Consider the following 23,488-nt stretch of genomic DNA (forward strand, 5'->3'; position numbering starts at 1 on the left):
GGTCCGGGACTGGGTCCGACCGGGCGAATAACCTGAGTCAAAGCACGGCAAGGTGCGCGAGACTCTAAGAATGGAAGCTGTAGTTGATTTCACGTGTTGAGATGCGTAATTATAAGGGATTTGAACAGTTTTCCCTGAAACTTGCGTCGAAGACGTCAATTCTGGTAGGTCCCAACAATGCCGGCAAGAGCACTGCCATCGGTGCGCTACGGCTAGCCGCTCAACTAATCAACTATGCGAAACTCCGGAAAACAGAGTTTGTAGCTGAAGATAAAATTCGCCGCCGCAGTATTCACGCTTACAGGCTTTCTTCGGCAGCCCCCGGATTTATCGATGAAAACGTTGCCTACGAGTTTCGCGACGTCGAGGCGCGAATAGAGATACATTTCAAGAACAAATCCGCTATATATGTCTCCTGGCCACTGGAAGACGGTGCGTATTTCTACCTCGAGCACATTCCAGGCGCCCAGCCTCCTAACATCAAAGTCGTCCGCAGGGACTATCCGTCCGTTGGCGTGATTCAGACGCTTACTCCCGTGGAGCACCGAGAGCAGATCCTGTCCACGGAGTACGTGCGGAAGCGGCAAGGATCAAGACTTGCCAGTCGTCATTTCCGGAACCAACTTTATGCCGTTCAGGAAAATGACCCCACGGCGTATATGGAATTTCAGAGATTTGCGCTTACTCACACACCAGAGATAGCCACGCTGGATTTATTTCGATCCACGCTCGCACCAGAACTAGATCTTTTTTATACGGAACCCAAGTCCCGCGTTGAGAAAGAATTATTCTGGGCCGGTGACGGACTTCAAATATGGTTGCAGTTGCTCTACCACATCTGGAGACATCAAGACGTGTCCTCCATAATCATCGATGAACCCGATGTCTACTTGCACCCCGATCTCCAACGCCGGCTGGTGCAAATTTTGGATGAGTCTCAGTTACAAGTGATTCTTGCTACTCACGGACCCGAGGTCTTAGCAGAATCAAACCGCGAATCAGTGATTGTTCTAGATCGAGCGCGGCGTTCGTCCAAGCGGATCACTAACGACGCAGAACTTTCAACTCTGAATAATGCGCTCGGTTCAGGTTTCAATCTGAGACTGGCAAAGGCCCTCCGCTCAAGAGCCGCTCTTTTCGTCGAAGGGCAAGACATGAAATTGCTATCCAACATAGCTAAAACGGTGGGCGCGGATAGATTCTATCGCGAAGACGGATTGACCGTAGTGCCTATGGGGGGATCGTCTAAGCGAAAACTCGCAGAATCATTCGGATTTCTGAACTCCACTCTGCTCGATTCATCGGTGCGCGTGGCAGTCCTTCTAGATCGAGACTTCATGAGTGACGAAGAAGTTGCTGAGATTGTTGCTGATTTCAAAACTAACGACGTCTACGCGCATATTTGGTCCGCTAGCGAGATCGAAAACTACCTCCTATCCTCTAGCGCGCTCGCGCGCGCCACCTCGTTGGAGGACTCCGTTGTCCATCGACTCCTCGATCAGGCGCTCGAACTGCTCAAAGAGGAGATTTATGGCCAGCTGCTGGCAAAACAGCTTCAAGCATCTCGTTCGACCGGCGAACATGCTTCAAGCACCGCAACCCGAACCCGGAGGCAATTCGAATCTGACTGGAGCGGAGATATTGAGTACAAACTCCGAGTCGCCCCCGGTAAAGACGTGTTGTCCACCTTGAATAAGCTCCTGCAGGACAGCGGCGGAAAATCCGTTAGCGCTCGCAAATTGTCTTCGCTGCTAAGGGTGCATGAAATTCCCGCTGAAATGAGAGAGACAATCATACGAGTCGAGTCCATGTTGAGCGAATAGCATGATACTAGAAGAGGTCAGGTCTGGCAGGTGGGGCACCAGAAGAGGTTGCGGCCCTCCATGACCTCGGTGCGGATGGTGTCGCCGCAAATCCGGCACGCATCGCCGGCCCGGCGGTAGACGTAGGACCGCTGACGCCCGGCCCTGCTGGGTGCGGGGCCCTTGTCGTCGGCCTTCCGGATGGTGATGATCTTGCCGCGGCTCACGCCCACCTTCATCAGTGCGACCAGATCGGTCCACGCCTCGGAGAACTCGGCTTCGTCGACGTGCGTGCCTGGGCGATGGGGATCGATGAGGTGGCGGTACAGCAGCTCGTTGCGGTAGACGTTTCCGATCCCGGCGATCACCGACTGGTCCATCAGCAACGAGCCGATCGGCCTGCGGGACTTCGTGATCCGTGACCACGCCTTGCCGACGTCGGGACTGCGGCGCAGCGGATCGGGACCGAGGCGCGCGATGATCTCGTCGACCTCGGCGCGGTGCAGTACCTCGCACGCCGTCGGGCCGCGCAGGTCGGTGCCGTACTCGGCGCCCTCCATCCGCATCCGGACCTGTCCGACCGGCGCGGGCATGGGGATGCGGCGTTCGGTGAACTTCCCGTAGAGCCCGAGGTGGACGTGGACGATGAGGCCGCCCTCGTAGTCGTGGAACAGGTGCTTGCCCCACGCACTCGCGCGGCGCATGACGCGTCCGCTGACCGATGCGGCCCCCTCGACGAACCTGCCCTGCGGACTGGTCACCTCGACCGGTGCACCCGCATACCTCTTCTGGTGCAGCCGCGCGAGGCGGTGCAGCGTATGGCCCTCGGGCACGGGTCAGGCCGGGGTGCCGGGAACCGGCGGCGCGACGTGCGTCTTCTCGTAGTCGGCCAGGATGTCGATGCGCCGCTGGTGGCGGGGCTCCTCCGACCACGAGGCCGACAGGAACGCGTCGACGATCGCGAGTGCGTCCGCCGTGGAGTGCATGCGACCGCCGATGCCGATCACCTGGGCGTTGTTGTGCTGGCGCGCGAGTTGTGCCGTCTCGACACTCCACCCGAGCGCGCAGCGGACACCGGGCACCTTGTTGGCCGCGATCTGCTCACCGTTGCCAGAGCCGCCGACGACGATGCCGAGGCTGCCGGGGTCCGCGACCGTCCTCGTGGCGGCGGCGATGCAGAACGCCGGGTAGTCGTCCTGGGCGTCGTAGGCGAAGGCGCCGCAGTCGACGGGGTCGTGGCCGCCGGCCCTGAGGTGCTCGACGATTGCCTGCTTGAGTTCGAATCCGGCGTGGTCGGCACCGAGGTAGACGCGCATGGCCGTCACGATACTTGGCCGCTGACCGGTGCCTGCGGCACGGCGGGCGCGTACCGCACGCCTGCCGCCATCACGGTCCGATGATGACGATCCGGTCGTCGACCGCCGCCATTGCGCTCTCGAAGATGGCCCGGTCCTCGGGCGCTGCGATGAAGTCGATCTGGATGAGGTAGTAGCCCTGCCGCCACTTGCACAGCACGATCTTCTGGCCCAGGATCTGGCGCACTCCGGGGTCCCGGTCCCACGTGCCGGAGAGCGAGAACTCGGGATGGCCGGACAGGTATCCCGTGCGGCCGGGGTTGTCGGGCACGAAACCCGGCCGGTTGTTGAGGTCGCCCGAGGCACGCAGGAACAGACTCTGCGGGTCCACGTTGCCGATCAACTTCAGGACGGTCGACACGACGAACGGCGGGTACGGCCCGGCGAAGGGCGCGTCGAGGTTGTACACCAGCATCTCGTAGGCGAAGTTCGGAGTGTCGAGGCCGCCGTCGTGCCACCTCTTGTCTTCCGGTATCGGCAGTGTCACCGTCGGGGCGTTGCCGTCGCCGCGGTGCTGGAACTCCGTCGTGATCTTCCGCGAGTCGAGATAGTTGGCGATGGTCTGGTACTTGCCCGGAGTGCCCACCAGGATGGGCGGGGACAGCGTGGGCGGCGCATCGGCGGTGCTCGACGTGGTGCGCGAGGTCGACGACCGGGCCGTGGTCGACGCGGCGGTCGACGCATCCTCACCGGAGTTCAGTGCGACGACGCTGCCGGCGGCCACCAGCGCCACCACCACGACGCCCGCGGCGATCGCCGGCCACTTCCTGGTCCGGCGCGGCGCGGGAGCGAATACCAGCTGGCCGCTCACCGATCCCACGGGTGGGACCGCCTGTACCGGCGGAGGCGCGCCCGGAGGACGACCCGACCCCATGCCGAGGATCGCGGCGGCGCGCTCGGCGAAGGCCTGCGCGAACTGCCCGCTGGTCGCGAACCTGTCGTCGGGGTTCTTGGCCATCGCCTTCATCAGCACGTCGTCGAGCGGGGCGAGGTCCGGCCGCACCATCCCCACCCGCGGCGGCGGCGCCTGCAGGTGGGCGCTGATGACGGCCACCGGATTCGACTCCCGGAACGGCGACGTGCCCGTCAACAACCGGAACGCGGTGGCGGCGAGGGAGTACTGGTCGGCGCGACCGTCGATGAACCCGTTCATCAGTTGCTCGGGCGCCGAGAACGCCACCGTGCCCACGGTCGTATTGGCTGCGGTCAGTCCGCTGACGTGACCGATCATGCGAGCGATACCGAAGTCGCTCAACAGGATTCGGCGGATTCCGCCGCCCTCGCCGATGAGGATGTTCGCGGGCTTGACGTCTCGGTGCAGCAGCCCGCGGCCATGGGCGTAGTCCAGTGCGGACGCGACGGACTCCACGATGGAGGTGACGAATTCGAGTGGCACCCCGCGCGGAAACCGGTCACGCTGCAGCCGGGCCGCATCGGTTCCGTCGACGTAGTCCATCGAGATCCACAGTCGGCTCTGGAACTCGCCGCGGTCGTGCAGGCCGACGATGTGCGGGTGCCAGAGCGTCGCCGCCAGTTCCGCCTCGCGGTTGAAGCGTTCCCGGTACTCGTCGTTGACCTCGGGGTTCTCGCGCAGCACCTTGAGTGCGTCCAGACGAGGGAGGCGCGGATGTTCGACGAGGTAGACGTCACCCATCCCGCCGCGGCCCAAGAGGCGCCGCACGGTGTACCCGGCGAACGGTGCGCCGTTCTCCAGCGGCATGCGCGCATCCTACCGACGGGGCGGCGCGCCGCTCCCGTCGATGTCGATTCAAGGCGGGTGGGTGACCGGCCGGATCGGCCGCGTCAGCGTTTCGTCACGTCCTCGCGGCATCCGGGGCGAGCGCGGTGACGAATGACACGCATGCCCACGACCGCGCGCCCGACGTTCACCCGTGCCGCCCTCACCGGACTGATCGCGGTGGTGGTGGCCCTCGGCGTCGGCCACCTGGTGTCGGGTCTGCTGCTGCTGCCCTCGTCGAGCCCGTTCCTCGCCGTCGGCAACGCCTTCATCGATCGGACGCCCGCGCCGGTCAAGGACTTCGCGATCCGCACCTTCGGCACCAACGACAAGCTGGCGCTGCTCGTCGGGATGACCGTGGCGCTGATCCTGATCGGGGTCGTCATCGGGCTGCTCGCACGGCGCAGCGTGATCCCCGGGCTGATCGCGGTGGCAGCACTCGGCATCGTCGGGATCCTCGCCGTCCGGGAGCAGTCGAGCGGCGCACTGGGACTGCTGTCACCGGTCGCGGCGCTGGTCGCCGGCGTCGGGGTCTTCTGGGTGCTGCACCGGCTGGCACGCCCCCGCTCCGACGCTGGCGACGACGTCGACGGCGGTGGTGTCGGCCGGCGCGGCTTCGTGGTGGGCGCGCTCGCGGCCTCGGTGGGGGCGGCCGCCGCGGGAGCGGGCGGTCTCGTGCTGACGCGACGCATCGACGTCACGGCCTCTCGTCGCGCCGTCGGCGAACTGGTGCCGGAGACTCCCGCGCCACCCATCCCCGCGGGCGCCGCCTTCCCCGAGTCCGGCACACCGCCGTTCTTGACGCCGATCGCCGACTTCTACCGGATCGACGTCAACCTCGCGGTGCCGCAGCTGCGTGCCGAGGACGCCACCCTGCGGATCACCGGACTGGTGAACGAACCCCTCGAGCTGACCTTCGACGACATCCGGTCCATGCCTCTGGTCGAGAAGACCATCACGATGACGTGCGTGTCGAACGAGGTCGGCGGCCCCTACGTCTCGACCACGAACTTCATCGGCGTCCCCCTGCTGGCGCTCCTCGAGCGGGCGGGGATCGCCGATGGCGCACAGCAGCTCGTCGGGCACTCCGTCGACGGCTTCACCATCGGCACTCCCCTGGACATGCTGCGGGCGGCGGGCGACGAGGCGATGCTCGCGATCGGCATGGACCGTCGGGCGCTGCCACCCGAGCACGGGTTCCCGATGCGCACCGTGGTGCCCGGCCTGTACGGCTACGTGTCGGCGACCAAGTGGCTGACCGAACTCGAACTGGCGACCTACGACGTCATTCCCTACTGGGTGGAACGCGGCTGGGACGGTCAGCCGCCCGGAGTGGTGCCCATCAAGATCTCGTCGCGCATCGACGCTCCGAAGTCGTTCCAGCAGGTGCCCGGCGGCGACGTCACGATCGCCGGCACCGCCTGGGCACAGGGCCGCGGGATCAGCCGGGTGGAGGTCCGGATCGACAAGGGCGACTGGCAGCCCGCCGAACTCGCCACCGAGGTCAATCCGTTCACGTGGCGGATGTTCCGGCTCACCACCTCGCTGCCGTCGGGGCAGCACACCGTGGCGTGCCGCGCCGTCGACGGCAGCGGGGTCATGCAGGTCGAGGAACGTCTCCGGCTGATCAACCCGGGTCCGGTGCCGGACGGGTCGACCGGCTGGCACTCGATCGTGTTCACGGTCGAGTGAGGTCGGCTCAGTCGAATTCGGGCGATTCGGTGCGGGAGCGCTTCAGTTCCCAGAAGTGCGGATAGGCCGCGAAGATGACCGACGCGTCCCACAGCTTCCCCGCCTCTTCACCGCGCGGGATCCGGGAGAGCACCGGACCGAAGAACGCGACGCCGTTCACGTGGATCGTCGGGGTGCCGACGTCGTCGCCGACCGCGTCCATGCCCGCGTGGTGGCTCGTGCGGAGCGCCTCGTCGTAGGCGTCCGACGTCGCGGCCTCGGCCAGATCGGCCGGTAGGCCGGCTCGATCGAGCGCCTTCACGATGACGTCGTCGAAGTCCTTGTTGCCCTCGTCGTGGATCAACGTGCCCATGGCGGTGTAGAGCGGCGCGAGGACCTCCTTGCCGTGGGCATGCTCGGCGGCGATCGCCACGCGGACCGGGCCCCACGCCTTCTTCATCATCTCCTGGTACTCCTCGGGCAGGTCCCTGCCCTCGTTGAGCACCGCGAGGCTCATGACGTGCCACTGGACCTCGATGTCGCGCACCTTCTCCACCTCGAGGATCCACCGCGACGTGATCCAGCACCACGGGCACAGCGGGTCGAACCAGAAGCCTGCGACGTCCTTCTTCTCGGCCATGTGGACCAGATCCTCTCGACGACGTGCGCCCGCCACCGGCGGGCCTCCCGGGCACAACTGCCCGAACGGCTGGTGTGTTCCCAGCGGCCCGACCTACAACACGTCGGCCGATCGGCGAACCGGGCTCGGACATGGGTGGCGAACCGGTACCGGAACGTGTCGCTTCCGTGACGGGAGGCAACCAGTGTTACGCACGTGAATACGATCTCCCTCCGCACGGCTGCCGCCGTCGCCGCCCTGGCAGCCGCGCCGGTCCTCGCTGCGCCCGCCCACGCCGACCCGATCGACCCGTCGTTCCTGACCGCACTGACCAGTTCCGGCGTCGGGTTCGGCGACCCCGCGCTGACCACCGAACTCGGGAAGTCGGTCTGCCCGATGCTCGTCGAGCCGGGCAAGAACTTCGCGAGCGTCGCCCAGACCATCCGCGGCGGCAACGACGGCGGCATCTCGCCGGCGATGGCGTCCTTCTTCACCGGCATCGCCATCTCGATGTACTGCCCGCAGATGATCTCCTCGATCAGCGACGGGTCCGTACTGAACCAGGTGAGCGGGCTGCAGGGGATCGGTGCGTTGGCCGGACTCAACGGTTTGACCGGACTGGGCGGTTTGACCGGCCTGATGTCGGGAGCGCGCTGACACGTCGACCACTAGGTTGGACGCGTGGCACTCCCCAACCTGACCCGTGACCAGGCCGCCGAGCGCGCCGCCCTCGTCACCGTCGATAACTACCGCATCGTCCTGGACCTGACCAACGGCTCGGGCGCCCCGAGCGACCGCACCTTCCGGTCCACCACCACCGTCGAGTTCGGCGCCCTCGCCGGCTCGGACACCGTCATCGACATCGCCGCCGACGCCATCCGCGGCGCGACGCTCAACGGCGTCGACGTCGACGTGTCGGGCTACGACGAGTCGACCGGAATCCCCCTCGTGGGCCTCGCCGAGCGCAACGTCGTCGTCGTCGACGCGGACTGCCTCTACTCCAACACCGGTGAGGGACTGCACCGCTTCGTCGACCCCGTCGACGACGAGGTGTACCTGTACTCGCAGTTCGAGACCGCCGACGCCAAGCGGATGTTCGCGTGCTTCGACCAGCCCGACCTCAAGGCGACCTTCGACGTGAGCGTGACCGCGCCGGCGCACTGGCAGGTCATCTCAAACGGCGCCACCGCGAGCGCCGAGGGCGGCGTGCACGAGTTCGTCACCACTCCGCGGATGAGCACCTACCTGGTCGCCCTGATCGCCGGGCCGTACGCACGATGGGACGACGTCTACGCCGACGAGCACGGCGAGATTCCACTCGGCATCTTCTGCCGTGCGTCGCTGGGCCAGTTCATGGACGCCGAGCGGCTGTTCACCGAGACGAAGCAGGGCTTCGGCTTCTACCACCGGAACTTCGGCGTTCCCTACGCCTTCGGCAAGTACGACCAGCTCTTCGTGCCCGAGTTCAACGCCGGCGCCATGGAGAACGCCGGCGCCGTCACCTTCCTCGAGGACTATGTCTTCCGGTCCAAGGTGACGCGCTACAGCTACGAGCGGCGCGCCGAGACGGTGCTGCACGAGATGGCTCACATGTGGTTCGGCGACCTGGTCACCATGACCTGGTGGGACGACCTGTGGCTCAACGAGTCGTTCGCGACGTTCGCGTCGGTGCTGTGCCAGGCCGAGGCAACCGAGTACGACCAGGCGTGGACGACGTTCGCGAACGTCGAGAAGTCCTGGGCCTACCGGCAGGATCAGTTGCCCTCGACCCACCCCGTGGCCGCCGACATCCCCGACCTGCACGCCGTCGAGGTCAACTTCGACGGCATCACCTACGCCAAGGGCGCCAGCGTCCTCAAGCAGTTGGTGGCATATGTGGGGCTCGAGGCGTTTCTCGCGGGCCTGCGCGACTACTTCCGCGACCACGCCTTCGCCAACGCCACGTTCAGCGATCTGCTCGGCGCGCTGGAGAAGTCGTCCGGCCGCGACCTGTCGCACTGGGGTCGGCAGTGGCTGAAGACCACGGGCCTGAATACACTGCGCGCCGACTTCGACGTGGCCGACGACGGGTCGTTCACCCGATTCGCCGTCGCTCAGAGCGGTGCCGCACCGGGTGCGGGCGAGACCCGCGTGCACCGGCTCGCGGTGGGCATCTACGACGACGACGGCAACGGCAAGCTCGTCCGGGTGCACCGCGAGGAACTCGACGTCGAGGGCGAGAGCACCGACGTGCCTGCGCTGCAGGGAGTTTCCCGCGGAAGGTTCATCCTGGTCAACGACGAGGACCTGACGTACTGCTCGCTGCGGCTCGATCCGGAATCACTGAGCACGGTGCTCAACCGCATCGCCGACATCGCCGACCCGCTCCCCCGCACGCTGGCCTGGTCGGCCGCGTGGGAGATGACCCGCGACGCCGAACTGAAGGCCCGCGACTTCGTGACGCTCGTCATGGCCGGCGTGCACGCCGAGACCGAAGTCGGTGTCGCGCAACGCCTGCTGCTGCAGGCGCAGACTGCGCTCGGGTCCTACGCCGACCCGGAGTGGGCCGCCGAGAACGGCTGGCCGGCATTCGGCGACCGGCTGCTCGACCTGGCCCGCGAGTCGGCGCCGGGATCGGACCACCAGCTGGCGTTCGTCAACGCGCTGTGCACCTCGGCGCTCTCGCGCAACCACGTCGCCGTGCTGTCGACGCTGCTCGACAACGAGCCCGCGGCGGTCAACCTGACCGGCCTGGTGATCGACACCGACCTGCGCTGGCGGATCGTGACCGCGTTGGCTGCGAGCGGTGACGTCGACGCCGACGGCACGGACACGCCGTTCCTCGACGCGGAGGCCGAGCAGGATCCGACCGCGGCGGGTAGGCGCAACGCCGCCGCGGCCGCGGCGGCCCGCAGCCCGCCGTCAAGGAGGCTGCGTGGCAGCAGGTCGTCGAGGACGACACCCTCGCCAACATCACCACCCGCGCGATCGTGGGCGGCTTCGCCCGGCCGGGACAGGGTGAGGTGCTCGCGCCGTTCTCGGCCAAGTACTTCGAGTCGATCAGTGGCGTGTGGCAGCGCCGTTCCAGCGAGGTCGCGCAGACCGTCGTGATCGGGCTGTACCCATCGTGGGACATCAGCCAGTCGGGTCTGGACGCCGCCGATGCGTTCCTCGCCGCCGACGACGTGCCGCCCGCGCTGCGCCGCCTGGTCCTCGAGGGTCGCGCCGGTGTCGAGCGGTCGCTGCGAGCGCGGGAGTTCGACACCGCGTAGCCCTGGGGTCCTTCGGCGAGCGCGCTGCCGGCGTGGGGCTCTTTCGGCGAGCGTGCGTGTCTGCAGGCGACACGCCGCAGCCGAACCCGAGTTCGCGCACGCTCGCGCACCATGATGGCCGGGTGGCGGCAACCAACAGTCGACGGGCGCGAGCGGCGCGCAGACGCACGCGCCGGGTCGCGGCCGTCGTCAACGACCTGACGCCGGTCGAATGGCTGACGATCAAGACGGCCTGGGACGACGGCTGCGCCTACTGCGGGGTGACGGGGCGGCCGCTACAGCGCGACTGCGTGATGGCGATCTCGCGCGGCGGCCGCTACACCGTCGACAACGTCGTCCCGGCCTGTGGGCCATGCAACGCCAGCAAGTGCAACGACGAGGTGACCGGCTGGCTGCGCCGCAAGCGCCTCGACGAGCGCGCCTTCCTCGAACGCTACGTCCGGATTCGCGCGGCGATACTGGCCCAGGTGTCGGCCGGTCAGCCGTCAGGCGAATAATTAGCAAACGCGTAGCCACCTCCTGACCACCGCCGCCAATTGGGCTTGACCGCCGATCGCTGATGCGACGACCGCCGTCCGATGAGTCTGAACTCACACGTCAGAAGTTGATTTACACGCCGTTAACACGGACCATTGAGGAGCCCGCCGACTGGGCGATCCTCATGTCGGCGGGCGCACAGCAACCACAGCCCTGTGACCCGGGGCACAACGTAGGAGTAGGCATGTCCATCTCGAAGTACCGCGCGGACTTCACGCGCGCCATGAATCGGCGCCGCCTGTACGCACGCATCAATTCCCTGCCGCAGTCGACGGTGCGCGAAGAACTCATCGCCATCGCGCAGAGGCACGACGCCGAGCAGTAGATAGATCTTTCAGGCCGGTGATCCCACGGGGATCACCGGCCTTCGTCGTTTCCGAGGCCGGTGCGGCTCTCGCGAGCGTGCGCGAAATCAGGGTCCGGTGCGGCGTGTCGGCCGCAGACACGCACGCTCGCGGGGCAACCCGCTCGCGGGAAGCACGCTCGCGGGGAGCAGATCTAGCGGGGCGAGACGCCCGCCGACAGCACGCGCACGGCGCTGATCAAGCCGTCGATGAGGTTGCCCTCCTTGAACGACGCCGCGGCGGCGGAGACACCGAGGGGTGCCGCCTCTTCGATGCCGCGGCCCCTGACCTCCGAGCCGTAGACGACCTCGATGGCCTTCTCGTTCGGCGAGACGGCCAGCAGCACCGCGTTCTCCGGCGTCGCCACCCGGGAGAGGATGTCGCGCGCCGTGGCGGCGGAGTCGGCGCCCAGGTCACCGAGGTAGACGGCGAACCGGGCCCTGGCCGCGCGTGATCCGTACTTGAGCGCGTCGTCGAGCGTCACCAGGTCCTTGATCGGGAACGGGTAGTGCACCGACAACTCGCCGGGCTCGGTGACCGCGGAGATCCGTCCGCTGAGCGTCTGCGCGGCGCCGTAGGGCAGTACCGCATTGTCGGACGTCTTGACGATCTCACCACCGGCCACTTGCGCCACCTCCCACGATCGAGTGCGAACCATGGTCGGCGTGACCGTGGTCCGCGGGTTCTTCGGCCGCCCAGAGGATCGGGGCGTGCGTCCACTCCTGGGACAGCTCGTAGGTCGCGGGATGCGGCCCCTTGCGGCGATAGATGAGCGCCACGAGGATCAATGCCACCAGCAACGGGATTCCGCCCATGAGGGAATGGGCCACAGCGACTTCGCTCACGAGCAGAATCTATCAGCAGGCCTTCGACGCGGTGTGCGCGAACGGCTTGCCGTCACGCCGCGCCTTCGCCGAGGTAGCGCATCCACGCGGGATCCAGATCCTTGACGGTGGACAGCAGCCGCCAGTGCTGCCCCTTGGGCGGCAGCGGCGCCGATCGCAGAGTCCAGCCGAGATCCGACAGCAGATGGTCGGCCTTGCGGTGATTGCACTGCGCGCACGCTGCGACGCAGTTCTCCCAGGAGTGGTCTCCTCCCCTGCTCCGCGGTACGACGTGGTCGACGGTGTCGGCCTTGTTGCCGCAGTACGCGCAGCGGAAGCGGTCACGGTGCATCAGCGCGGCGCGCGTCATCGGCACCCGCGCCCGGTACGGCACGCGGACGAACGTGCGCAGCCGGATCACCGACGGCACGGTGATCGTGCGGGTGGCGGAGTGGATGACCGGACCCGACGGGTCGTCGTGCACGACGTCCGCCTTGCCGCACATCAGCATGATGACCGCGCGCCGCATCGGCAGCGCGGTCAGCGGTTCGTAGGTCGAGTTGAGCAGCAGCACCCGCCGGCGTCCCCAGATGGACGCCTCCTTGCCGACGACGCGAGGCTCCGCGGCCGCGTGCAGTGTTCGAGGCTGGTCGGGGGCAGGCAACATTCCAGACGAGCTGGCCGCGGTCCCATGGTGCCGGTGGCCGCGAACTCTTCCACGCTGCGACATACGCCCTCCGAGGAGACAGTCCACCACGGATCGGTGCGGACTGCACGACAATTCTCGACGTGTTCGCAGGTCAGTTCGGTGAACAGCTCGTGACGCGGACGGATTCGACGGCGCCGTCCCCCGGCAAGGACAATGGACGTCGTGACAGAGGAACCTGAGTCGTTCTACGACGCGGTCGGCGGGGCCGACACGTTCCGCACCATCGTGGGGCGGTTCTACGAGCTGGTGCGCGACGACGAGATCCTGCGCCCGCTCTACCCCGAGGACGACCTCGACGGCGCCGAGGTCCGGTTGCGGATGTTCCTCGAGCAGTACTGGGGCGGTCCGCGTACCTACTCCGACCAGCGCGGTCATCCCCGGCTGCGCATGCGTCACGCGCCGTTCCAGATCGGCTTCCTGGAGCGCGACGCCTGGCTGCGCTGCATGCACACCGCCGTCGCCGAGATCGATTCGAGGACACTCGACGACGCCCACCGGCAGGCGCTGCTCGACTATCTGGAGATGGCCGCGCAGTCGATGGTCAACTCGTCGTTCTGATCTGCGGCAGGATGGGTTGGCGTGACCGAGTCCCGTCAGGCGTGGTGGTCCCGCGCCGTCTTCTATCAGGCCTACCCGCGTTCGTTCCGCGACAGCGACGGCGACGGCGTCGGTGATCTCGACGGCGTGACCGAGGGCCTCGACTACCTCGCCCGACTCGGGGTCGACGCGCTGTGGCTCAACCCCGTCATGGTGTCCCCCATGGCCGATCACGGCTACGACGTCGCCGATCCGCGTGACGTCGACCCACTGTTCGGTGGTCTCGAGGCGCTCGACCGACTGGTCGAGGCAGCCCACGCGCGAGACATCAAGGTGACGATGGATCTGGTGCCCAACCACACCAGCTCGGCACACCCGTGGTTCCAGGCAGCGCTCGCCACCGGACCGGGCGGCAATCAGCGGGAGCGCTACGTCTTCCGCGACGGCCAGGGCCCGGACGGCCTGCACCCGCCCAACAACTGGGTGTCGATCTTCGGCGGTCCGGCGTGGACCCGGGTCGTCGAGCCCGACGGCAACCCCGGCCAGTGGTACCTGCACATCTTCGATCCCGAGCAGCCCGACCTGAACTGGGACAACCCCGAGGCGTTCGAGGACCTCGAGAAGACGCTGAGGTTCTGGCTGGAGCGCGGCATCGACGGGTTCCGCATCGACGTGGCGCACGGAATGGCGAAGCCGCCGGGACTGCCCGACATGCCGCGCCCCGACGCCGAGATGCTCACCCACGACGCCGACGATCCGCGGTTCAACAACGACGGCGTCCACGCCATCCACCGCGGCATACGGACGGTCGTGAACGACCACCCGGACGCCGTGACGATCGGCGAGATCTGGGTGTTCGACAACGAGGACTTCGCGAAGTACCTGCGGCCAGACGAACTGCATCTCGGCTTCAACTTCCGCCTGGTACGCGCCGACTTCGACGCCGCGCAGGTGCGGGAGGCCATCGAGAACTCATTGGCCGCAGCCGATCTCGCCGGGTCGCCCCCCACGTGGACGCTGTCGAACCACGACGTGGAACGCGAGGTCACGCGGTACGGCGGCGGCGCGGTCGGGTTGGCTCGTGCCCGCGCCATGGCGTTGGTGATGCTGGCGCTGCCGGGCGCGGTGTTCGTCTACAACGGCGAGGAGTTGGGGCTGCCCAACGTCGACCTCCCCGACGAGGTGCTGCAGGACCCGACGTGGGAACGGTCGGGCCGCACCCAGCGCGGCCGCGACGGCTGCCGTGTACCGATGCCGTGGTCCGGAGACGAACCGCCCTACGGGTTCTCGTCGTCGGCCGACACGTGGCTTCCCATGCCGCCCGACTGGTCGTCGTTGACGGTCGAGGCGCAGGACGGCGTGGCGGGGTCGACACTCGAGTTGTTCCGCACCGCCATCGAGATCCGGCACTCGCGGGGCGACCTGGGGGCCGGCGTCGAGTGGCTGGCGGTGCCGACGGGGGTGCTCGCGTTCCAGGGCACCGACGGGGTCACGTGCCTGCTGAACGCGACCGACCATCCCGTCCCGCTGTCGGACGAGGACGTGCTGATCACCAGCGCTCCACTTGTCGGCGGCGATCTCCCGCCGAACGCCGCTGCCTGGATTCGCTGACTCCTCCGCGAATTCGGCGCGTCGAGGAGCGGTCGACGCTACTCAGCGTGCCGAGATCGCGAGACTGGCCGAGCCGCGACGGCGGTACACGCTGCCGAAGCGGGCGTCGACGCGCAACCAGGCCGGTAACGCACGGACCCGCACCACTTCGTCGGCGGCCACTGACTCGGGCGTGAAGTCGTCGGTCCGAGTGGACGTCTGCGGGAGGAAACCCATTGCGGTGAGGGCGAATACGCATCGCATCGGCACTCCCACCGACTCGTCTCCGGCGCTCACCGCGAGCACCTCCTGATCCAGCAGCGAGGCCGGCGGACCGTGGGCACTCCCGTGCTCCTTGGACAGAGCCACGCCACGCTGGGCGAGGTCGAGCACGGCGCGGGCCGGCACGTCGTCGAGGTGGACGAACCCACCGTCTGGCGGCAACGCACCGCGCCACGCCGAGTCCATCGCGAAGCCCGGTTCGACGAAACCCGTCAGGTCCATCCGCGGCAACGCCACCGACAGCGCGTCCGCTCCGGCCGACAGGTCCGCAGGACGCACCCGACCCGACACCACGCGACTGGCCAGCACGTCGAAACCCGTTGCCACCCAGGCCACGACCTGACCGCCCTGACGTTCACGCAGCCGGATGACCGCCGACTCGTCCAACCGCAGCGCGCGGTCTACGAAGGTCGTCATATCCTCTCGGTGTGAGGGGTCGGCGAGCCACAGCCCGCGCTCGCCATGCGTGCTCATCGCAACCCTCTGCTCTTCACGCAAGCGCTCATCGCCGCCCTCTGCTCTTCACGCAAGCGCTCATCGCTGAAAACGCTGGAGGTACTCCCGATGATGCGGCGCCAGTCGCACCAGCTTCTGCTCCTCGATGTCGAACGCCGCGAGCTGGGTGTCGGCGATGATGGCCGGCTTCGAGTCGGGATCGGCGAGCACGGACCGCACCTCGTAGCCCAGCGTGAAGTCGACCGCACGGAGCCGCTGCACCCAGATCGTCACCTGCAGCGGCGAATCACCCAGACGCAGCTGGCCCTTGTAGGCGACGTGCACGTCGGCGATCAGCAGGCCGGTGGTGACGAAGTCGTCGGCGAACGGCGTCGACAGGAACGGCACCCGCGCCTCTTCGAGGATCGTCACCATCGTCGCGTGGTTGACGTGCTGATACATGTCGATGTCGGACCACCGGATCGGCACCGGCGACACGTAGCGCTCACCGGTCACGAATGACTGCCCGTCCCACTGGTTCTCGTCATGCTGCGGATCTGCCGCGCCGCCACCGACAGGGTGGCGAGGTCCTTCTCGCCGTCGCCGTAGATCTCGGTGAGGGTGCGCCGCGCACGGGCGACGCGCGAGCTGTTGGTCAGCTCCCACTCCTCGATCTTCTGCTCACCGGTCTCGTCGGGCTCGCCCACGGCCAGCACGTCGAGGCACAGCGCCCGGATCGAGCCGTAGATGTCGTCACGAATCGCCAACCGCGCCAGCGAATGCCAGCGATCGTCGCGTGCGAGTCCGGAGACCGCCGTCAACAGCCCGTCGGTGCCGAGGTGGTCCATCAGCGCGAAGTAGGTGTCGGCGACCTCCGCGGCGTCGCGGTCCTTGATGTCCGCGATGTCGATCACGTCGAGCAGGCTGTACTGGTAGAGGCCCGTCGCCACCATCCGCGCCAGATCCTCGGCCACGCCCTTGTCGGTCAGCTCCCGGGTCTGCGTGACGACGATGTCCCGGTCGTCGCCGCGCAGCCACTCCGACATTCGCGGCGTCAGTTCGGCGACCTTCGCGGCGAAGCGGTTGACCTCGGCACCCACCGCGAGCGGCTGCGGCCGGTAGTTCAACAGCCAGCGTCCGGCCCGGTCGATGAGCCTGCGCAGGTCCAACGTCATGCGGTCGGTCACGGCGACGGGCACCCCCGCCGCCCCGGCGGCCCGGATCTGCTGCCACACCTCACCGACGCGGAAGATCTCGTCGGTCGCCACGTAGCTGCGCACGGCGTCGACCGGTCCGACGCCGGTGTCCTCGCTGATGCGGTAGGCGTAGCTGACGCCACTGGTGTCGACGAGATCGTTGACCAACATGGTGGTGACGATCTCTCGACGCAGCTGGTGGGACCTGATGTCGGAAGTGAACCGGCCGCGCAGCTGCGCCGGGAAGTAGTCGGGCAGCCGTGCCGCGAACACCTCCTGGTCCGGCAGGTCGGTGGCGAGCAGCTCGTCCTTGAGCGCCAACTTCACGTGCGCCATCAGCGTGGCGATCTCCGGTGAGGTGAGGCCGAGGCCCAGTTCGGCGCGACGCCTGATCTCCTTCTCCGCAGGCAGCGCCTCCAGCTCGCGGTTCAGTCCCGTCGTGGCGACCAGCTCCTTGATCTGACGCGCATGCACCGAGAGCAGGCTGACGGAGTTCGCGCGGCTCGTGCCCATCAGGTCGTTCTGGGACGCGTTGTCCGCCAGCACCAGATGTCCGACCTCGTCGGTCATCGACATCAGCAGTTCGGTGCGCTCCTCGGGACTCACCTTGCCCGCGGTCACCAGTGCGTCGACGAGGATCTTGATGTTCACCTCGTGGTCGGAGCAGTCGACGCCCGCGGAGTTGTCCATCGCGTCGGTGTTGACATGGCCGCCGGCGAGGTCGAACTCGATGCGACCCCGCTGGGTGACGCCCAGGTTGCCACCCTCGCCGATCACGTGCGCGCGCAACTGATTCCCGTTGACGCGTATCGGATCGTTGGCGCGGTCGCCGACGTCGGCGTCGGATTCCGTCTCGGCCTTCACGTAGGTGCCGATGCCGCCGTTCCAGAACAGGTCGACGGGCGCCTGCAGGATCGCCTTCATCAGCGCGGGTGGCGTCATCTCCTCGACGTCGGCGCCGAGACCGAGCGCCGTACGCACCTGCGGGCTGACCGGGATGGACTTCTGTTCACGGCTGTAGATGCCGCCGCCCTCGCTGATCAGGGAGCGGTCGTAGTCGTCCCAGCTGGACCGCGGCAGCTCGAACATGCGGCTGCGCTCCGTCCACGAACTCGCCGCATCCGGGTTCGGATCGAGGAACACGTGCCGGTGATCGAACGCCGCGACGAGCCGAATGTGCTTGGACAGCAACATGCCATTGCCGAAGACGTCGCCGCTCATGTCGCCGACGCCGACGACCGTGAAGTCCTGCGTCTGCGTGTCGACGCCCATCTCGCGGAAGTGCCTCTTGACCGATTCCCAGGCACCCTTGGCGGTGATGCCCATCGCCTTGTGGTCGTAGCCCACGGATCCGCCGGAGGCGAACGCGTCACCGAGCCAGAAGCCGTAGGACTTGGCGACGTCGTTGGCGATGTCGGAGAAGGTCGCGGTGCCCTTGTCGGCGGCGACCACCAGATAGGCGTCGTCGCCGTCGCGCCGGACCACGCCGTCTGGGGAGACGACGTTCCCCGTCGCCGTGTCGACGTTGTCGGTGACGTCGAGCAATCCGCTGATGAACAGCCGATAGCAGGCGACGCCCTCGGCGCGTTGGGCGTCGCGGTCGGTGCCGGCGTCACCGGTCGGCAGCGGCGGATCCTTGAGGACGAACCCGCCCTTCGCGCCGACGGGCACGATGACGGCGTTCTTCACGGCCTGCGCCTTGACCAGACCGAGGATCTCGGTACGGAAGTCCTCGCGACGGTCCGACCACCGCAGTCCGCCGCGCGCGACGTTGCCGAACCGCAGGTGCACGCCCTCGACCCGCGGCGAGTACACGAAGATCTCGTACTTCGGTCGCGGCAGCGGGAGTTCGTCGATCAGACCGGGGTTCAGCTTCACCGACAGCACGTTCTGCTCGCGGGCGGACCCCGCGCGGGTGACGAAGTAATTGGTCCGCAACGTGGCCTGGATCATCGACGCGAACGCCCGCAACACCCGGTCGGTATCCAGGCTGACCAGCGCCTCGATGTCGGCGGCGACGGCGGCGGCCGCGGCCTGCGCATCGGGCCGGGTGTCCGACTCCGTGGGATCGAACAGGGCCTCGAAGAGTCGCACCAGCGCCGCCGAGGTCTTCGCGTTGCCGTTGAGGACCGTCTCGATGTGCGACTGACTGTACGGAAAACCGGCCTGCCGCAGGTACTTCGCGTACGCCCGGAGGATCGCGACCTGCTGCCAGGTCAGGCCCGCCCGCATGACCAGCTCGTTGAACCTGTCGATCTCGCTTCTGCCCTGCCAGATCGCGGTGACCGCATCGGCGAAGCGCGTCGCGGTGGCCGCGCGGGCATCGGCGTCGGCCTCCTCCCGAATGGACGGGTGCACAGAGATCTTGAACTGGTAGATCCACACCGGCAGGCCGTCGGCGCGGGTGACCGTGAACGGCCGCTCCTCGAGCACGACGACGCCCATCGATTGCAGCATCGGCAGCAGCTCGCTCAACGACGCCGACCTGCCGCCCAGGTACCACGTCAGCTGCGCGGCGTGATCCTCGCTGCCCTCGGTGAAGACCAGCTTCACCGACTCGTCACGCAACTGTTCGACGATCTCGATGTCGGCGATCGCGTCGACCGGGCTGAACGCTTGCTTGTAGACCTCGGGGAACGCGGCGGCGTAGTGCGCGGCGTGGCGGTGATCGATGATGCCGTCCTTGACCGCACCGATCAGCCTGTCCCCCCAGGTGCGGGCGGCCTCGGTCAGCAGACCCTGGATGCGGTCCTGGTTCTCCTGGGAGACGTCGACGCTCTCGGGGCTGGTGCCGTCGGGCAGCTTGACGGTGAAGTGCACCAGAGCCCAAGGGGATTCGCTGACGCGCGCGGTGTACTCCAGCGACAGTCCGCCGAGTTCGCGGACCAGGATGTCCTGCATCTCGAGGCGCACCGCGGTGGTGTACCGGTCGCGCGGCAGGTACACCAGGCACGACACGAAGTGGGCGAGCTTGTCACCGCGCATGAACAGCAGCGCGCGACGCCGGGAGCCGAGATCGACGACCGCCTTCGCCATGTCGAGGAGCTGCCGTGCGCTCAGCGAGAACAGCTCCGAGCGCGGGACGGTCTGGATGATGTCGAGCATCAGCTGCCCGGGGTGGCTCGGGTCGCCGTGCGACAACGCGAGCGCCTCGTTGACCCGACGCGAGATGAGCGGGATCTCGAGCACGTTCGCGTTCATCGCGGCGACGGTGAACAGACCGACGAAGCGGTGCTCGATCGTCTGCCCGCCGGGTGCGTTCTCGCGCACCACGACGATGTAGGGGTAGGCGCCGTAGCGCAGGAAGCTCGGCATCGTCGCCTGCGCGAGGACCAGGAGGTCGTCCTCGCCGGTGAGTTGAGGCAGCACGTCGGTGCGCAGCCGTAGGACGCCGAGCCGGCTCGCGGGCTCGACGGACGCCTGGCCGTCGCGCACCGCGCAGCGCTGGTAGCCGAGTAGCACGAAGTGCCCCGCGGCGAGCCATCGGAGCAACGCCGCCACGTCGCGCCTGTCGTAGGCGGAGAAACTGCCCGCGATGTCGGAGTCGAGGGCGTTCGCCAGCCCGACGAGGGTGGCGTTCAGACCACCCGAGTCGATCGCGACCTGCCGCGCGTCGGCCAGCACGTTGGGCAGGAGGGTGGCGGCCTCGGTCACCGTGGCGGCGTCGGCCGACGGTGAGAGCTGAACGTGGATCCACGACTCCTCGACGCCGTCGCGCGGTGCGTCGGGGTCGGCGGCGGGCCACATGTCGAGCATTTCGCCACTCGCGCTGCGGCGAACCCGGAACACGGGGTTCATGATCGCGAGGTACGCCACGCCCAGGCGGTGCAGCAGCACCGTCACCGAGTCCATCAGCATGGCGCTGTGGTCGGTGACGATCTGCATCGCCGGGCCGATGCCCGACTGGTCGCCCGAGGCGTAGACGGCGACGTTGGTCTCACCGGCCGCCCGCTGACGGCCCACCTTGCTGTGTGCGGCCAGCAGGGCCGGGGTAACCAGCCCCCCGCCGGCCGTCAGGGTGATGGGCGCGGTCACCGCGGAGTCGGCAGCGGGCGCGTCGCCGTGCGGGCCCTGATGGGTCTGCAGATATGCCCGCGCGAGGCTGGTGACCGGATCCTTCTTCAGCACCGTCGTCGCCTCACCCGAGCCGTCGAAGTCCCTGCCGCCGTCCGTCATTCCGATCCGCTCCCGCCTGCGCGTCGTCCGTCGTTGGCCGACGCCGACGGCCCCTCATGGCGGACCGCGGCATCGGGACACGCACAGGCGACACTATCGCCCCCCGGGTCGCTGCGCTCCCGCCCCGCCGGATGAATCCTCCCCCGGGTCGCTGCGCTGGAGCCACGCTTGCGTGGACTGCCCCGCCGGATCAATCCCGAGTCAGGCGCCGGTGTGTCACCCGGTGCGGACGGGCCGCATCGATACCGAGTCGTTCCACCTTGTTCTCCTCGTAGGCACCGAAGTTGCCCTCGAACCAGAACCACTTGGCCTCGTTGGTGTCGTCGCCCTCCCACGCCAGGATGTGCGTGCAGGTGCGGTCCAGGAACCACCGGTCGTGCGAGATGACGACGGCGCAGCCGGGGAACTGCTCCAGCGCGTTCTCCAGCGAGCTCAGCGTCTCGACGTCGAGGTCGTTGGTGGGCTCGTCGAGGAGGATGAGGTTGCCGCCCTCCTTCAGCGTCAGCGCCAGGTTCAGGCGGTTGCGCTCACCGCCGGACAGCACGCCTGCAGGCTTCTGCTGATCGGGTCCCTTGAAGCCGAACGCCGACACGTAGGCGCGCGACGGGATCTCGTTCTGTCCGACCTCGATGTAGTCGAGGCCGTCGGACACGACCTGCCACACGTTCTTCTTCGGGTCGATGCCGCCACGGTTCTGGTCGACGTAGCTCAGCTTGACCGTCTCGCCGACCTTCACCTCGCCGCTGTCGGCGCTCTCCAGGCCGACGATCGTCTTGAACAGCGTGGTCTTGCCGACGCCGTTCGGACCGATGACGCCGACGATGCCGTTGCGGGGCAGCGTGAACGACAGGTCCTTGATCAGCGTGCGACCCTCGAAGCCCTTGTCGAGGTGGCTGACCTCGACCACGACGCTGCCCAGGCGCGGGCCGGTCGGGATCTGGATCTCCTCGAAGTCGAGCTTCCGCGTCTTCTCGGCTTCGGCGACCATCTCGTCGTACCGTCCGAGACGCGCCTTGTTCTTGGCCTGGCGGGCCTTGGCCCCCGACCGCACCCACGCCAGTTCCTCGGTGAGGCGCTTGTGCAGCTTGGCATCCTTGCGGCCCTGCACCGCGATGCGCTCGGCCTTCTTCTCCAGGTAGGTGGAGTAGTTGCCCTCGTAGGGATAGGCCCGGCCACGGTCGAGTTCGAGGATCCACTCGGCGACGTTGTCCAGGAAGTACCGATCGTGGGTGACGGCGAGGATGGCGCCCTTGTAGTCGGCGAGATGCTGCTCGAGCCACATCACGCTCTCGGCGTCGAGGTGGTTGGTGGGCTCGTCGAGCAGCAACAGGTCCGGCTTCGACAGCAGCAGGCGGCACAGCGCGACGCGGCGACGCTCGCCGCCGGACAGGTGGTTGACCGGCTCGTCGGGCGGCGGGCAGCGCAGTGCGTCCATGGCCTGTTCGAGCTGGGAGTCGATGTCCCAGGCGTCGGCGGCGTCCAACTCCTCCTGGAGGACGCCCATCTCCTCCATGAGTTCGTCGGTGTAGTCGGTGGCCATCAGCTCGGCCACCTCGTTGTACCGGTTCAGCTTTCCCTTGATCGCCACGCCGGACTCGACGTTCTCGCGGACGGTCTTGTCCTCGTCGAGTTCCGGCTCCTGCATGAGGATGCCGACGGTGGCGCCGGGCTGCAGGTACGCATCTCCGTTGTTCGCCTGGTCCATGCCGGCCATGATCCGCAAGACGCTCGACTTGCCGGCACCGTTGGGCCCGACCACGCCGATCTTCGCGCCTGGAAGGAAGTTCAGCGTGACGTCGTCGAGGATGACCTTGTCGCCGTGCGCCTTGCGGACCTTCCGCATCGTGTAGATGAATTCGGCCATGCCGTTGCCGTTGCCTTTCGTCTCCCCGGGTAATGCTCGGGAACCATCCTAGGCGCGGCACTCGGACGCTAGGCGGCCGGTGGCAGGCCCTCGGCGGCGTCCTCCACGTCGTCGGGCCCGTCGCCCGATAGCTCGGACGACGACTGCTCGGTCTGCTTCCTGCTCCGGTCGATCTTCGCGATGCACCGCGCCAGATCCGGGCCCACCGACGTCGCCCGCATCTCGATCGACGTCCGCTTGATGTCGTCGCGGTCGGTGTACTCACTGGTGTAGACGTTGCCCACGACGATCACGGGATCGCCCTTGACCAGCGACGCCGCGGTGCCCGAGACCAGCCGGCCCCAGCAGTTGACCGAAACGAACAGCGTGTCACCCTGCTCCCAGACGCCGTCGGCGACGCGGCGACGGGAATTGCTGGCGACGCGGAACTTGAAGACCTCCTGCTCGCCGACCTGGCGGTGGACCGGATCGTTGACGACGTTGCCGACGATGGTGATGGGTGTCTCGTACATGGGTGCTCCCTCTCGTGTCGCTTCTGGCGATGTCCGCGGTGGACGA

General features: G+C 67.4%; 19 protein-coding genes and 1 pseudogene. 8 read left to right on the forward strand and 12 right to left on the reverse strand.

Annotated features, from left to right (window positions below):
* The first annotated feature begins 83 nt into the window (after positions 1-83).
* Positions 84-1,823, forward strand: a complete 1,740-nt coding sequence (locus tag G6N64_RS24510) for an ATP-dependent nuclease (RefSeq protein ID WP_264002385.1) — start codon at positions 84-86, stop codon at positions 1,821-1,823.
* A gap of 17 nt (positions 1,824-1,840) precedes the next feature.
* Here G6N64_RS24510 and G6N64_RS24515 read toward each other — a convergent pair whose 3' ends face one another.
* The 3 genes from G6N64_RS24515 to G6N64_RS24525 all read right to left on the reverse strand — a co-directional run bounded on the left by G6N64_RS24515 (position 1,841) and on the right by G6N64_RS24525 (position 4,877).
* On the reverse strand, positions 1,841-2,635 hold the full coding sequence (locus G6N64_RS24515) for an Fpg/Nei family DNA glycosylase (RefSeq protein ID WP_163800424.1): 795 nt from the start codon (positions 2,633-2,635) through the stop codon (positions 1,841-1,843).
* 3 nt (positions 2,636-2,638) lie between these two features.
* Positions 2,639-3,118, reverse strand: a complete 480-nt coding sequence (locus tag G6N64_RS24520; RefSeq protein ID WP_163800425.1) for a ribose-5-phosphate isomerase — start codon at positions 3,116-3,118, stop codon at positions 2,639-2,641.
* A gap of 70 nt (positions 3,119-3,188) precedes the next feature.
* On the reverse strand, positions 3,189-4,877 hold the full coding sequence (locus G6N64_RS24525) for a protein kinase domain-containing protein (RefSeq protein WP_163800426.1): 1,689 nt from the start codon (positions 4,875-4,877) through the stop codon (positions 3,189-3,191).
* A gap of 141 nt (positions 4,878-5,018) precedes the next feature.
* On the opposite strand from G6N64_RS24525, the gene G6N64_RS24530 reads away from it, so the two are divergent.
* Positions 5,019-6,587 (forward strand): molybdopterin-dependent oxidoreductase, encoded by a 1,569-nt coding sequence (locus G6N64_RS24530; protein WP_163800427.1) that lies wholly within the window; start codon positions 5,019-5,021, stop codon positions 6,585-6,587.
* A 7-nt stretch (positions 6,588-6,594) separates the two neighbouring features.
* Here the strand turns inward: G6N64_RS24530 and G6N64_RS24535 are convergent, their stop codons facing one another.
* Positions 6,595-7,206 carry a mycothiol-dependent nitroreductase Rv2466c family protein gene (locus G6N64_RS24535; protein WP_163800428.1) on the reverse strand — a complete coding sequence of 204 codons (612 nt, stop codon included), beginning with the start codon at positions 7,204-7,206 and terminating at the stop codon, positions 6,595-6,597.
* Between the two features lie 195 nt (positions 7,207-7,401).
* Here G6N64_RS24535 and G6N64_RS24540 point away from each other — a divergent pair, with 195 nt between their 5' ends.
* The 4 genes and pseudogenes from G6N64_RS24540 to G6N64_RS29975 all read left to right on the forward strand — a co-directional run bounded on the left by G6N64_RS24540 (position 7,402) and on the right by G6N64_RS29975 (position 11,298).
* Positions 7,402-7,842, forward strand: a complete 441-nt coding sequence (locus G6N64_RS24540) for a DUF732 domain-containing protein (RefSeq protein WP_409370815.1) — start codon at positions 7,402-7,404, stop codon at positions 7,840-7,842.
* 24 nt (positions 7,843-7,866) lie between these two features.
* Positions 7,867-10,436, forward strand: a pseudogene (gene pepN, locus G6N64_RS24545) (aminopeptidase N).
* A gap of 122 nt (positions 10,437-10,558) precedes the next feature.
* Positions 10,559-10,933 carry an HNH endonuclease gene (locus tag G6N64_RS24550; protein WP_163800429.1) on the forward strand — a complete coding sequence of 125 codons (375 nt, stop codon included), beginning with the start codon at positions 10,559-10,561 and terminating at the stop codon, positions 10,931-10,933.
* A 224-nt stretch (positions 10,934-11,157) separates the two neighbouring features.
* The gene (locus tag G6N64_RS29975) at positions 11,158-11,298 is read left to right on the forward strand and encodes a hypothetical protein (RefSeq protein ID WP_174266876.1); all 141 of its coding nucleotides are present in this window, start codon (positions 11,158-11,160) and stop codon (positions 11,296-11,298) included.
* A gap of 173 nt (positions 11,299-11,471) precedes the next feature.
* Here the strand turns inward: G6N64_RS29975 and G6N64_RS24555 are convergent, their stop codons facing one another.
* The 3 genes from G6N64_RS24555 to G6N64_RS24565 all read right to left on the reverse strand — a co-directional run bounded on the left by G6N64_RS24555 (position 11,472) and on the right by G6N64_RS24565 (position 12,871).
* Positions 11,472-11,942: a DUF5130 domain-containing protein gene (locus tag G6N64_RS24555; RefSeq protein WP_174266877.1), complete on the reverse strand. Its 471-nt coding sequence runs from the start codon at positions 11,940-11,942 to the stop codon at positions 11,472-11,474.
* Positions 11,929-12,132, reverse strand: a complete 204-nt coding sequence (gene ctaJ / locus G6N64_RS24560) for an aa3-type cytochrome oxidase subunit CtaJ (RefSeq protein WP_163802092.1) — start codon at positions 12,130-12,132, stop codon at positions 11,929-11,931. The genes G6N64_RS24555 and ctaJ overlap by 14 nt, the downstream gene beginning before the upstream one ends.
* 82 nt (positions 12,133-12,214) lie before the next feature.
* Positions 12,215-12,871, reverse strand: coding sequence for an HNH endonuclease (locus tag G6N64_RS24565; protein ID WP_163800431.1), 657 nt, complete (start codon positions 12,869-12,871; stop codon positions 12,215-12,217).
* A gap of 132 nt (positions 12,872-13,003) precedes the next feature.
* On the opposite strand from G6N64_RS24565, the gene G6N64_RS24570 reads away from it, so the two are divergent.
* Positions 13,004-13,408, forward strand: coding sequence for a globin (locus tag G6N64_RS24570; RefSeq protein WP_174266878.1), 405 nt, complete (start codon positions 13,004-13,006; stop codon positions 13,406-13,408).
* A 21-nt stretch (positions 13,409-13,429) separates the two neighbouring features.
* The gene (locus G6N64_RS24575) at positions 13,430-14,998 is read left to right on the forward strand and encodes a glycoside hydrolase family 13 protein (RefSeq protein ID WP_163800433.1); all 1,569 of its coding nucleotides are present in this window, start codon (positions 13,430-13,432) and stop codon (positions 14,996-14,998) included.
* A 42-nt stretch (positions 14,999-15,040) separates the two neighbouring features.
* Here G6N64_RS24575 and G6N64_RS24580 read toward each other — a convergent pair whose 3' ends face one another.
* The 5 genes from G6N64_RS24580 to ssb form a co-directional block, all read right to left on the reverse strand.
* A complete protein-coding gene (locus G6N64_RS24580; protein ID WP_163800434.1) occupies positions 15,041-15,733 on the reverse strand; it encodes a DUF8185 domain-containing protein in 693 nt (230 codons plus the stop codon).
* A 60-nt stretch (positions 15,734-15,793) separates the two neighbouring features.
* A complete protein-coding gene (locus tag G6N64_RS24585) occupies positions 15,794-16,210 on the reverse strand; it encodes an acyl-CoA thioesterase (protein WP_264002383.1) in 417 nt (138 codons plus the stop codon).
* Positions 16,207-21,066 carry an NAD-glutamate dehydrogenase gene (locus tag G6N64_RS24590; RefSeq protein ID WP_163800435.1) on the reverse strand — a complete coding sequence of 1,620 codons (4,860 nt, stop codon included), beginning with the start codon at positions 21,064-21,066 and terminating at the stop codon, positions 16,207-16,209. The genes G6N64_RS24585 and G6N64_RS24590 overlap by 4 nt, the downstream gene beginning before the upstream one ends.
* A gap of 190 nt (positions 21,067-21,256) precedes the next feature.
* Entirely contained in the window at positions 21,257-22,930 is a 1,674-nt protein-coding gene (ettA, locus tag G6N64_RS24595) for an energy-dependent translational throttle protein EttA (protein ID WP_163800436.1), read from the reverse strand.
* Positions 22,931-22,998: 68 nt separating this feature from the next.
* Complete coding sequence (ssb, locus tag G6N64_RS24600; protein ID WP_163800437.1) at positions 22,999-23,442, reverse strand: single-stranded DNA-binding protein; 444 nt, start codon at positions 23,440-23,442, stop codon at positions 22,999-23,001.
* Positions 23,443-23,488: the final 46 nt, after the last annotated feature.

The organism is Mycolicibacterium sediminis (assembly GCF_010731735.1).
Classification (GTDB): domain Bacteria; phylum Actinomycetota; class Actinomycetes; order Mycobacteriales; family Mycobacteriaceae; genus Mycobacterium; species Mycobacterium sediminis.